Raw genomic sequence first — 11598 nt, forward strand, 5'->3', positions numbered from 1 at the left:
CCGAGCTCCCGGCCTCGTTGGCCGAGATCTGGTCGAGCTGGCTCTGGAAGTAGTTCTTGAGCCGTGCGCGATATTCGCGCTCGTAGGCGCGGAGGTGCTCGACCTCGCGCTGGATCTCGTAACGCTCACGCTCGATCGTGGCGACAGCCTGCGAACGACGCTCGTTGGTCTCTTCGTCGAGCTTCTGCGCGCGGATGCGGGCATCGGTCTCGAGGCGATCAGCCTTGCCACGAGCCTCGTTGGTGAGACGCTCAGCCTTGGTGCGAGCCTCACCCACGATGCGGTCAGCCTCATCCTTGGCAGCCTCCATGAGCTGGTCGGCGTTGGCCGACGCGATCTCGAGGAGACGGGCGGCCGCAGACGAAGCGTCGCCCATCGACGGCACCGGCGTCGCAGCAGCGACGGGGGCCGGAGCAGGCGCAGGCTCGGGAGCACGCTCGACCGGCGCAGGCGGCGGCGTGTAGTACGTCTCCTGCGGGGCGGGCGCGGGCTCCTGCACGGCCGGAGCCGACTGCGAGATCGCGGGGATGAGACCGGTCGGTTCGCCGGTCGATGCGGCAGCTACCTTGGCGCGAAGTTCCTCGTTCTCGACGGTCAGTCGTTCGAGCTCAGCCTCGACTTCGTCGAGGAACTGGTCAACTTCGCCCATGTCATAGCCTTCGCGAAGACGGACAGGCGTAAAACGCTTGTTACGCACGTCCTCTGGCGTCAACGGCATGAGTTCACCTAAGGGTTCGGGGTAGTCCTGGGGACTCGGAGCCTCAAGGGTACTCCGTCAAAGTTCACTCCTGCCACAAGACTCCCCAACCGTCCCGTCATGCCAAGCCGGATTGGGCGTGTCAGGCATGCCCTCGACGTGTCAGAAGAAGACGGCCGTGACGATCCGCTGCAGGATGAAGATCCCAATCAGCAGGATCATCGGCGACAGGTCGAGCATCACGGCGCCGAGGCGCAGTGGCGGGATCACCCCGCGTACGGCCCGCAACGGCGGGTCGGTGATCGAATAGATGCCCTCGCACAGCACGGCCACCAGGCCGCGCGGGCGCCACTGGCGCGCGAGCATCTGCACCCAGTCGAGCACAAACCGTGCGATGAGCACGACGATCGCGACCCACAGGACGAACAGGATGATGTTGCCGGCTGCGGCCATGGATCAGCTCTGGTTGTAGAAGCCGCCGGCAGCGATGCGCTGCTTGTCCTCGTCCGTCACCACGATGTTTTCGGGCGACAGCAGGAAGACCTTGGCGGTGACGCGGTTGATCGAGCCGTGCGCGGCGAACACCAGGCCGGCCGAGAAGTCGACCAGACGCTTGGCATCGTCCTCGTCGATCTCGGAGAGGTTCATGATCACGGGCACGCCGGAACGGTAGTGCTCGCCGACCGTCCGGGCGTCGTTGTAGGTGCGAGGTGTCACGGTCTCGATGCGCTGCAGGTCCGAGGACTTGGACGGACGGCGCTCGGGGCGACGTTCGGTGTGTCGGTGCTCGTCGATGCTGGCCACGGGCGCGGCGGAGCGTACGACGGCAGGCTGCCGGCTGACCGGCACCGAAGGCTCGATGTCGTCGTCGAATTCGTCGTCGAACTCAGCCTGTTCGACGAGGCCGAGGTATTCGCCGACCTTCCGCATTGCGCCAGCCATGAGAACTCCGTCGCTCCGAGTAGTTGTGACGTATGTGAGATTACCGGGTGGAGGCACGCTCACCGAGCACTGAACGCCCGATTCGCAGGTGTGTCGCGCCAGCCCTCACGGCGTCTTCGAAGTCGCCGCTCATTCCCGCGGAGACAACCGTGGCTTGCGGGTGGTCTCCACGCAGGTCGGCGGAGATGCGTACGAGGTGGTCGAAGTGCGGCGCAGGGTCGACGCCGAGGGGTGCAACCGTCATGACACCAGCCAGCTCGAGGTGATCGGCGGCGGCGACGGCGGCGGCGAGCTCGGGCACGCCAGACGGGGCCACTCCCGATCGTCCGTCGGCGTCACCGAAGTCGACCTGCACGAGGCAGCGCAGCGTACGTCCGGCGGCCTCCGCACCGCGCGAGAGCGAGTTGACCAGCTTGGCCCGGTCGACGCTGTGCACCATGTCGGCGTACTGGGCGACGGCCCCTGCCTTGTTGGTCTGCAGCCCTCCCAGGAAGTGCCAGCGCAGCTGCGCGCCGACTTCGCCGGCCTTGTCACCGGCCTCGGGGTGACGGTTCTCCCCCACGTCCATCACACCGAGCTCGGCGAGGATCTCGACGTCGCTCGCTGGATAGGTCTTGGTGACGACGATCAGGGTGATCTCGGACCGCTCCCGGCCCGCGTCGGCGCAGGCAGCGGCAATCCGGCCCTCGACCTCGGCGAGTCCCGCGGCAATCTCGTCGTACCGGCTCGTGGGGTGGTTCACCGGATCACCGCGATGGCGCCGAATCGTCCGGAGTCCTGACCTTGGCGCCGGTAGGAGAAGAAACGCTCGTCCTCGATCGTGCAGCTGTGATCGCCGAGGTCGTTGACCTGGACGCCGAGCTCCCGGAGCTGTGCGACCACACCGGCGCCGATGTCGAGCGCCGGGGTCCGCCACGACGTCGTCGAGCGGGCTTCCGGTACGGCTGCTGCGACCGCGTCGGCCATCTCCTCGGGAACCTCGTAGCACCGTCCGCACGCACGCGGACCGATCCACGCCTCGATCGACTCGGCGCCCCGGTCGCGTACGGCGCCGATCGCCGCCGGAATGACGCCCTGCACCAGCCCTTCGCGCCCGCAGTGGATGACGCCGGCGACTGCCTCATCGAGGCCCGCCAGCACGATCGGCGTGCAGTCGGCGACGCGTACGAGGACGCCGACGCCGACCTGGTCGGTGAGCAGTGCGTCCACGACCGGGATCTCGCCGGGAGCGACGCCATCGGTCCACGCCACGTCGGCACCGTGCACCTGCGTCATCCGTACGAGTCGGTCGACGCCGAGATGCTCGGCGACCAGCTCGAGGTTGCCCTGGACGAGGTTGGGGTCGTCGCCGTTGGACGTGCCGAGGTTGAGCGAGGCCCAGGGTCCAGCGCTCAGGCCGCCCTCACGGTCGCTGAATGCGAACTCGACCCGGCCGACCGTCTCGCGGTGGAAGAACAACTCAGCGCAGGAAGTCGGGCACGTCGAGGTCGTCGCCGTACTCGGTCGGCATCGGCTCGGGCGGCACCGTGACGTTGCCGGCACCGTCACGCGGCTCGTCGAGGAACGGGTCGGGGTCGAGGAAGCTCTCGGCGGTCGCCGGCTTGGGGATCGTCGCCGCGGGCGGGCGCTCAACCTCCTTGAGCAGCGCGGGCTGGGACGAATCGCGGAGCTTGGGCTCGCCCCCGTCGAAGCCTGCTGCGATGACCGTGACCCTGACCTCGTCACCCAGTGCGTCGTCGATCACCGCGCCGAAGATGATGTTGGCATCGGGGTGCACCGCATCGGCGACCAGGCCGGCCGCCTCGTTGATCTCGAACAGGCCGAGATCGGATCCACCGGCGATCGAGAGCAGCACGCCGCGGGCACCTTCGATGGAGGCCTCGAGCAGTGGGCTCGACACGGCACTCTCGGCGGCGATCGCCGCGCGATGCTCCCCGCGCGCCGATCCGATGCCCATGAGCGCCGAGCCGGCGTCGGACATCACGGACTTCACGTCGGCGAAGTCGAGGTTGATCAGGCCCGGAGTCGTGATGAGGTCGGTGATGCCGGAGACGCCCTGGTGCAGAACCTGGTCGGCCTGGCGGAACGAGTCGAGCAGGCTGACGTTGGGGTCGCTGATCGACAGGAGCCGGTCGTTGGGGATCACGATGAGCGTGTCGACCTCGTCACGCAGCGCCTGGATGCCGGCATCGGCCTGGCTGGAGCGGCTGCGGCCCTCGAACTTGAAGGGGCGCGTCACGACGCCGATCGTCAGGGCACCGAGCGAACGCGCGATGCGGGCGACGACGGGAGCGCCACCCGTACCGGTGCCACCACCTTCGCCGGCTGTCACGAAGACCATGTCGGCGCCCTTGATGGCGGCCTCGATCTCCTCGGCGTGGTCCTCGGCGGCGCGCTTGCCGATCTCGGGGTTGGCTCCGGCGCCGAGGCCCCGGGTGGAGTCACGTCCGACGTCAAGCTTGACGTCGGCGTCGCTCATGAGGAGCGCCTGAGCATCGGTGTTGATGGCGATGAATTCGACACCCTTGAGGCCGATCTCGATCATGCGGTTGACGGCGTTGACGCCGCCTCCGCCGATGCCGACGACCTTGATCACGGCGAGATAGTTCTGGACCGCCATCGTGGTTCCTTCCGGGAGCTCGAAACTCTAACCTTGAGGTGGAGGTTTATAGTTATGTCAACCTGCCTCTTCCCAGAACGGTACGTCGCCCGGGTGTGCTGTTCGACCTCGACACGCCGAAGCCGTCGCACCTCGTACCTCAAGATTCCCAGCAGGTCCACGAAAGCTGTCACCTCTCCCCTGTTGCAACAAGGGAGGGGTGACAGCTTTCTGTCCGGAGCGGCAGATTCAGGGGTCCTCCTGGGAATCTTGAAACCCCAGGAGGACTACTTGCGGGTGGTCGGCTGATCAGGTGCGCTGACGTCGTACTGCTTGGCACTGATCTGCAGCAGCGAGCCCAGCACGGCGATCTTGCGCTGGGCGCTGCCCGCACTCCCCCAGGTGATCTCGCGTCCCTTGGTCAGGTTGAGGACGATCGAGTCCTTGGTCGATGCCGTGACGAGCTGGACGTCCTTGCGGAACGGGGCGTCCTTGATCGCCTTGACGACCGAGGCGACGGCGGCGAGGGTCTGCTGACGCCGACGCGGGTCCGACACGATCACGCTCGCCTCGAGGAGCCCCTTGGGCGGTGAGTCGAACGTGCGATAGGCGATGCCGTACTGGTCGATCCCGCGGATCTGACCACCCAGGCGGGCGTACGCCACCGGGATCCGCTCGGCGATCGTGATCTTGATCGTGTGGGGCAGCGAGCGACTCACTGACACGGCCTGGACACGTTCCATCGAGGCCACCCGCGCCTCGATGGCCACCGTGTCGACTCGTGCGAGGGGCCTGCCGATCGGCACGTCGGCTGCGTCACGGATCTGCGCCTCCGTGAGGGTCGTCTCTCCCTGGACCACGACCTTGCTGACAGCAAGGAGTCCGGAGAACCAGACACCCCACACGATCATGCCGATCAGCAGGACGCTGCCGACCAGGATCAGTGGGCGCCGCCATCGCTGGATCAGCCCGTCGCGCCGGCGCGCGGCGAACCGCGGGTCACTCACGCCGGAGCCTCCGTGGAAAAGGGCACGATACGGAGTCTCCGGCGTGACTGCAGCCCGATGGCGAGCTCGCTTCGCTCGCTCACGATCTGGCTTCCAACGCCTCCATCACGGCGGGGCCAACCGTCGTGATGTCCCCCGCGCCGAGTGTCAACAACATGTCACCGGGCCGGAGGTCGGGCAGGAGCATTTCTGCGAGTCCGGAGACCGGGCCACCAGCCGACGCCACGGGCCCCTCGACGGCGTCGATGATGAGAGCGGGCGTCACAGCAGGGTCAGGATCCTCGCGTGCGAGGTAGATGTCGGCAACGACCACACGGTCTGCAGCCGAGAGCGCCTGTCCCATCTCGGCACCGTACAGCCGGGTGCGGCTCACCAGGTGTGGCTGATAGGCCACGACGAGACGATCGCCGGCGGCGATGGCGCGTGCGGCGGCCAGGTCCGCGGCGATCTCGGTCGGGTGGTGCGCGTACGAGTCGTAGACGCGCACTCCCCCGGCCGCGCCGAGCAGCTGCATGCGGCGAGCAGCGCCGGTGTAGGCGGCGAGGCCGGCGGCCAGCGCCGCGAAGTCGTGTCCCAGCAGGAGCCCGGCGCCGAGTGCGAGCAGCGCATCCTGCGCGTAGTGCGCACCGGGTACGGCGAGGCGGACGGCGCCGAGCTCGACTCCGTCCCGAGTGACCGTGAACATCGAGGACGACGCATCGATGACGAGGTCGCGCGCCTGCAGGTCGGCGTCACCGGCGAACCCGGCCAGCATCACGGTCAGTCCCCGCTCGCCGGCAGCGGCAGTCAGGGCACGAGCTCCTGCGTCGTCGGCGTTGAGCACGATGAACGAGCCGACCCGCGTCACGAACTCGTCGAACGCCTCGGCGTAGGCCTCGATCGTGCCGTAGTTGTCGAGGTGGTCGGCATCGACGTTCGTGATGACCGCGCCCTCCGGCGCATAGACCAGGAACGCGCCGTCGCTCTCGTCGGCCTCGGCGACCAGCAGGTCGCCGGCACCCAGTCGCGCATTGGCGCCAAGACTCGCGACCTCGGCACCGATCGCGAAGGACGGATCGGCCCCGGCCTCGATCAGCGCGCAGGTCAGCATCGCGGTCGTGGTGGTCTTGCCGTGGGTGCCGGCGACGGCGATCGTACGGCGGCCTTCCATCACCGAGCGCAGCCCCGCCGAACGCGGCCACAGCCGGAGGCCGCGGCGCTGGGCCTCGACGACCTCCGGGTTGGACTCGCGGACGGCAGTGGAGGCGATGACGGTGTCGACGCCATCGAGGTGCGCGGCGTCGTGGCCGACATGACACGTGATGCCCTCCGCGCGGAGGGCGCCGAGCACGGCCGACTCCGCCGCGTCACTGCCGCTCACGGCGATGCCCTGCTGCGACATCAGGCGGGCGATCGCCGACAGTCCGGCACCGCCGATGCCGATGAAGAAGACGTGACCCAGCTGGTCGGCCGCGGGGATGTCGGCCGGGATGTCGATTTTCAACGGACGGCCTGACGGATCATCGCGGCAAGTCGCTCGTCAGCGTCACGCGGCACGATGCCCCAGGCTGCCTCCGACATCGCCGTGAGCCGCCCTTCGTGCGAGATCAGCGGGATCACCACGTTGTCGATCCAGGCAGGGGTGAGCGCGCCGTCGTCGATCATCAGGGCACCACCCGCTCGTACGACCGGGTGGGCGTTGTGGGCCTGCTCGCCGTTGCCGTGCGGCAGCGGGACGAATGCCGCGGGGAGGCCGACCGCCGCCACCTCGGTCACCGTGTTGGCGCCGGCACGACACACGATGAGGTCGGCGGCGGCGTAGGCGAGATCCATGCGGTCGATGAACGTCGTCACGACGTACGGTGGGTCGCCTTCGCGCGGGCTGAGGTTGACCTCCTGCGGACGACCGGCCGCGTGGAGCACTTGCACACCGGAGTCGGCGAGGTCGCGCGACGCGGCTGACACCGCCTGGTTGATGCGGCGGGCTCCTTGCGAACCCCCGGTGACCAACAGCGTCGGGCGATCGGCGTCGAGCCCGAAGTGTGCCCGCGCCTCGGCGCGTTTGGCGACGCGGTCGAGCCCCGAGATCTCGCGGCGGATCGGGAGCCCGATGCAGGTGGCGTGCGGCAGGTCGGTGTCGGGGAAGCTCGTCGCGACGTTCTCGGTGAAGCGGGCACCCAGCTTGTTGGCGACACCGGGGATGGCATTGCCCTCGTGCACGACCAGCGGGATGCCGCGACGCTTCGCGACGAAGTAGGCCGGCACGGACACGTAGCCGCCGAAGCCGACGATGACGTCGGGCTTCACCCGGTCGATCACCTCGCCGGTGGCCTTGATCGTCTTGCGCAGCTTCGCCGGGACGAGCACCAGGTCCTTGCCGGGCCTGCGCGGCAGCGGAACGGGCGGAACCAGCTCGAGCTCGTAGCCCGCCTGCGGGATCAGCGTCACCTCGAGGCCGCGGGGGGTGCCGAGGCAGACGATCTCGTCACCCTCATCGCGCAGGACGGCAGCCGTGGCGAGCAGCGGTGACGTGTGGCCGGCCGTCCCACCGCCAGCTAGCAGCACACGCACTTGCTATCTCCTCTGCAGAACTCGGGCCCGTCCGCGGTTGGCACGGCCGGCGGCAAGGGCCCGTTTGGCTCCCGGCTCGGTCTTGGCACAGTTAATCAGAATGCCCATGGCCACCAGGGTCACCAGGAGGCTTGAACCACCGTAGGAGATCAGTGGTAGCGGGATGCCGATGACCGGAAGGAGTCCGAGGACCATGCCGATGTTGATGACGGCCTGGATGACGATCCACATCGTGATGCCTGCAGCGGCGTAGTGCACGAAGGGATCGCGGGTACGAGTCGCGATGCGCATCCCGCCGATCGCCAGGAACACGAACAGCGCGAGCACGACCAGGGTGCCGAGCAGTCCGAGCTCCTCACCGATGACCGCGAGGATGAAGTCGGTATGGGCCTCGGGCAGTGATCCCCACTTCTGCCGGCTGCCGCCGAGGCCGACGCCCCAGAAGCCGCCACGGGCGAGGGCCATCATGCCGTGGATCGCCTGGAATCCCTTGAAGTCGGGGTCGGCTTCGGGATTGGTGAAGTTGAGCAGTCGGGAGACGCGTTCTGGCGAGGTGGCGACGGCAAACACGAGCAGGACGAACAGTCCGGCCAGCATCGCGCCCATCTGCCTGCCCGGCAGGCCGGCGACCCACAGCATGCCGACGATGAGTGCGAACAGCACGAGCGCCGTGCCGAGGTCGTGCTGGAAGACGACCAGCATCGCGACGGCGCCGGCGACCGGCACCATCGGCGTCAGGATGAGCCGCGGTGTGTCGAGCTGCTTGCGGCGGCGCGCATACAGGTCGGCCATCCACAGCACCAGGGCGAGCTTGGCGAACTCCGACGGCTGCAGGCGGAACCCGCCGACCAGCGGAAGCCAGTTGCGGTTGCCGTGGACCTCGATGCCGACACCGGGGATGAACGTCGCCAGGATCAGCAGGATCGAGATGATCAGGAACGGCAGGATCATCTTGCGCAGCACGTGCAGGGGAACATGTGCGGCGACATAGGCGCCGAACAGGCCGATCACCGCGAAGATCAGCTGCCGCTCGACGATGGCGAACGAGTTGCCGTAGTTGAGGCGGGCGAAGATCGAGCTGGCGCTGAGCACCATGATCAGGCCGAGTCCCAGCAGCAGGGCCGAAGAGCCGAGCACCAGCTGGTAGGACGCCAACGGGCGTTCCCATGGCGAGGTACGCCGGGATGTCGTCGTCGTGCTCATGGGAAGTCCATATCTGTCGCGGGGGAAGACGCGTCAGGATCGGTCGCGCAACCTCGTCACCGCAGCAGCGAAGGCATCGCCGCGAGCGCCGTAGTTGCGAAACTGGTCCCAGGACGCGCAACCGGGAGCCAACAGCACCGTGTCACCCTCACGGGCAAGCGATGCGGCGGCCTCGACGACGCGATCCATGAGATCAGTGTCACCGGTTTCGACCTCGACCACGGGGACATCCGGCGCGTGTCGCTCCAGCGCGTCGGCAATGATTCGGCGGTCCTCACCGATCAGCACCACGGCACGGAGCTGGTCCCTCGCCTCGATGACGAGCTCGTCGAAGCTTGCACCCTTGGCCTGTCCACCGGCGATCCAGACACTGTGCTCGAAGCTGCGCAGCGATGCGGAGGCCGCATGGGGGTTGGTCGCCTTGGAGTCGTCGATGTAGCGGACCCCGTCGACCTCCCCCAGGTCGGCGACCCGGTGGGCGTCGGGCACGAACGCACGGAGGCCGTCGCGTACGGCGCGCGGGGCGACCCCGTGGGCCCTGGCGAGCGCGGCGGCCGCGAGTGCGTTGGCGATCGTGTGGGGGGCCGCCGGAACGCCGGATGGTGAGGCGAGATCGGCCAGCGTGCCGATCTCGACGGCGCTCGAGATACGGCCGATCACGAACGCGCGGTCGGCGAGCACGTCGTCGACCAGTCCGAGCATGCCGGGCCCGGGCAGCCCCAGCGTGAACCCGATCGCGCGGCAGCCCTCGACGACCTCGGCCTCCTCGACGAGGCGTTCGGTGGCGGGGTCCTCGACGTTGTAGACGCAGGCCAGCTGGGCGTTGTGATAGATCCGGCCCTTGTCGGCGGTGTACGAGTCGAGGTCGCCGTGCCAGTCGAGGTGGTCGGGCGCCACGTTGAGAACGACGCTGGCCTCGGCGGAGATCGACGAGCTCCAGTGCAGCTGATAGCTGGAGAGCTCGACCGCGAGGACGTCGAACGGCTCGGGATTCATGACGGCCTCGAGCACGGGAGTGCCGACGTTGCCCACCGCGATCGCGTTGAGGCCGTCGGCGCGCAGGATCTCGGCGAGCATCTGCACGGTCGTCGTCTTGCCGTTGGTGCCGGTGACGCACAGCCACGGTGCCGGGTTGTCCCCCCGCAACCGCCACGCGAGCTCGACCTCACCCCACACCGGGATCCCACGGCCGGCGGCGTCGACCAGCACGGGGTTGGACGGCGGCCAGCCCGGCGAGGTCACGACCAGGTCGAAGCCTTCCGCCGTGAGCCCGGTCGAGCCGGCACCCAGTCGTACGTCGGCACCGAGGATGCCGAGGAGCTTGGCCTTCTCCTGCAGCGACTCGTCGTCGGACTCGTCGATGGCAACGACGGTGGCGCCGAGATGGGTCAGCGTGTCAGCGGCGGCGAATCCGCTGACGCCGAAGCCGGTGACGAGCACTCGTACGCCGTCCCACGACGAATCCCGACCCAGTGCGTCGAGGCGCTCACTCATACGCCGCCGCTGACCCATTCGGCGTAGAAGATGCCCAGGCCCGCGGCAACGCACAGGCCACTGATGATCCAGAAACGCACCACGATCGTGATCTCGTTCCAGCCCAGCAGCTCGAAGTGGTGCTGCAGCGGTGCCATGCGGAAGATGCGTTTGCCGCCGGAGAGCTTGAAGTAGCCGACCTGCAGGATCACCGACGCCGTGATCGCGACGAACAGTCCGCCGATGATGACGAGCAACAGCTCGGTACGGGTCATCAGCGCGAAGCCGGCCATCGCGCCGCCCAGCGACAGCGAGCCGGTGTCACCCATGAAGATCTTGGCGGGCGACGCGTTCCACCACAGGAAGCCGAAGCAGGCACCCGTCAGCGCCGCGGCGACCACGGCCAAGTCAAGCGGGTCGCGTACCTCGTAGCACTTGATGCCGGGGTTGTTGGAGCAGTTCTGGTTGCTCTGCCAGATGTTGATGATGACGAACGCGCCGAAGATCATCACGGCCGCACCGGTGGCGAGGCCGTCGAGCCCGTCGGTGAGATTGACCCCGTTGCTCGCGCCGGCGATCATCAGCAGCACCCAGATGATCAGCAGGACGGTCGGAAGCTCCCAGCCGCGCAGGTCGCGGGTGAACGAGATCGCGTGGGTGATGGGGGTACGGCCCGTGTCGTCCTCCCAGCCGATCGCGAGGCTGGCGAAGACCAGGCCGATCACGATCTGGCCGATGAACTTCGCCTTGCTGCGCAGCCCGAGGTTGCGCTGCTTGGAGACCTTGATGAAGTCGTCGATGAAGCCGATGAAGCCCAGCCCGCAGAACAGGAACAGCAGCAGCAGGGCGGAAGCACTGGGCTCGGTGCCGGTCGCGAGCTTGGCGATGAAGTAGCCGACGACCGACGCCACGATGATGACAAGGCCACCCATCGTCGGGGTGCCGCGCTTGGTGTGGTGCGACGTGGGACCGTCATCACGGATGAGCTGTCCGTAGCCCTTGCGAACGAGGACTCTGATCGCGACGCGGGTGCCGAGCAGCGTCAGGAGCAGCGAGACCGCCCCCGCGATCAGGATTGCCTTCATCCGTACGTGATCCTTTCGGCGGCCTGCGCTGGTGCCGTGCTG

General features: G+C 68.0%; 12 protein-coding genes. All 12 read right to left on the reverse strand.

Going from position 1 to position 11598, the window contains the following annotated elements; translation table 11 throughout:
* Positions 1-718, reverse strand: a 718-nt coding sequence (locus ABD683_RS17790) for a DivIVA domain-containing protein (RefSeq protein WP_344771410.1), incomplete at its 3' end; no start/stop codon positions are given.
* 141 nt (positions 719-859) lie between these two features.
* Entirely contained in the window at positions 860-1150 is a 291-nt protein-coding gene (locus tag ABD683_RS17795) for a YggT family protein (protein ID WP_344771411.1), read from the reverse strand.
* Positions 1151-1153: 3 nt separating this feature from the next.
* Positions 1154-1639: a cell division protein SepF gene (locus ABD683_RS17800; protein ID WP_344771412.1), complete on the reverse strand. Its 486-nt coding sequence runs from the start codon at positions 1637-1639 to the stop codon at positions 1154-1156.
* A gap of 40 nt (positions 1640-1679) precedes the next feature.
* Positions 1680-2381 carry a YggS family pyridoxal phosphate-dependent enzyme gene (locus ABD683_RS17805; RefSeq protein WP_344771413.1) on the reverse strand — a complete coding sequence of 234 codons (702 nt, stop codon included), beginning with the start codon at positions 2379-2381 and terminating at the stop codon, positions 1680-1682.
* Complete coding sequence (locus ABD683_RS17810; RefSeq protein WP_344771414.1) at positions 2378-3097, reverse strand: purine nucleoside phosphorylase YfiH/LACC1 family protein; 720 nt, start codon at positions 3095-3097, stop codon at positions 2378-2380. Before ABD683_RS17810 ends, ABD683_RS17805 begins: the two co-directional genes overlap by 4 nt.
* Position 3098: 1 nt before the next feature.
* Positions 3099-4259 carry a cell division protein FtsZ gene (ftsZ, locus tag ABD683_RS17815; protein WP_344771415.1) on the reverse strand — a complete coding sequence of 387 codons (1161 nt, stop codon included), beginning with the start codon at positions 4257-4259 and terminating at the stop codon, positions 3099-3101.
* A 266-nt stretch (positions 4260-4525) separates the two neighbouring features.
* A complete protein-coding gene (locus ABD683_RS17820) occupies positions 4526-5245 on the reverse strand; it encodes a cell division protein FtsQ/DivIB (RefSeq protein WP_344771416.1) in 720 nt (239 codons plus the stop codon).
* Between the two features lie 79 nt (positions 5246-5324).
* The gene (gene murC / locus ABD683_RS17825) at positions 5325-6728 is read right to left on the reverse strand and encodes a UDP-N-acetylmuramate--L-alanine ligase (protein WP_344771417.1); all 1404 of its coding nucleotides are present in this window, start codon (positions 6726-6728) and stop codon (positions 5325-5327) included.
* Positions 6725-7795, reverse strand: coding sequence for an undecaprenyldiphospho-muramoylpentapeptide beta-N-acetylglucosaminyltransferase (murG, locus tag ABD683_RS17830; protein ID WP_344771418.1), 1071 nt, complete (start codon positions 7793-7795; stop codon positions 6725-6727). Before murG ends, murC begins: the two co-directional genes overlap by 4 nt.
* Before the next feature lie 3 nt (positions 7796-7798).
* The gene (gene ftsW / locus ABD683_RS17835) at positions 7799-8998 is read right to left on the reverse strand and encodes a putative lipid II flippase FtsW (protein WP_344771419.1); all 1200 of its coding nucleotides are present in this window, start codon (positions 8996-8998) and stop codon (positions 7799-7801) included.
* Between the two features lie 33 nt (positions 8999-9031).
* Complete coding sequence (gene murD / locus ABD683_RS17840; RefSeq protein ID WP_344771420.1) at positions 9032-10492, reverse strand: UDP-N-acetylmuramoyl-L-alanine--D-glutamate ligase; 1461 nt, start codon at positions 10490-10492, stop codon at positions 9032-9034.
* Positions 10489-11556 carry a phospho-N-acetylmuramoyl-pentapeptide-transferase gene (mraY, locus tag ABD683_RS17845; RefSeq protein ID WP_344771421.1) on the reverse strand — a complete coding sequence of 356 codons (1068 nt, stop codon included), beginning with the start codon at positions 11554-11556 and terminating at the stop codon, positions 10489-10491. The genes murD and mraY overlap by 4 nt, the downstream gene beginning before the upstream one ends.
* Positions 11557-11598 lie beyond the last annotated feature (42 nt).

This window comes from Aeromicrobium panaciterrae (genome assembly GCF_039537165.1).
Taxonomy (GTDB): Bacteria; Actinomycetota; Actinomycetes; order Propionibacteriales; family Nocardioidaceae; genus Aeromicrobium; species Aeromicrobium panaciterrae.

Excerpts from the sequence above, each read along its gene's own strand:
- ABD683_RS17795 (WP_344771411.1), bottom strand. The coding sequence starts at position 1,150 with ATGGCCGCAGCCGGCAACATCATCCTGTTCGTCCTGTGGGTCGCGATC.
- ABD683_RS17800 (WP_344771412.1), bottom strand. The coding sequence starts at position 1,639 with ATGGCTGGCGCAATGCGGAAGGTCGGCGAATACCTCGGCCTCGTCGAA.
- ftsZ (WP_344771415.1), bottom strand. The coding sequence starts at position 4,259 with ATGGCGGTCCAGAACTATCTCGCCGTGATCAAGGTCGTCGGCATCGGC.
- ftsW (WP_344771419.1), bottom strand. The coding sequence starts at position 8,998 with ATGAGCACGACGACGACATCCCGGCGTACCTCGCCATGGGAACGCCCG.
- murD (WP_344771420.1), bottom strand. The coding sequence starts at position 10,492 with ATGAGTGAGCGCCTCGACGCACTGGGTCGGGATTCGTCGTGGGACGGC.
- mraY (WP_344771421.1), bottom strand. The coding sequence starts at position 11,556 with ATGAAGGCAATCCTGATCGCGGGGGCGGTCTCGCTGCTCCTGACGCTG.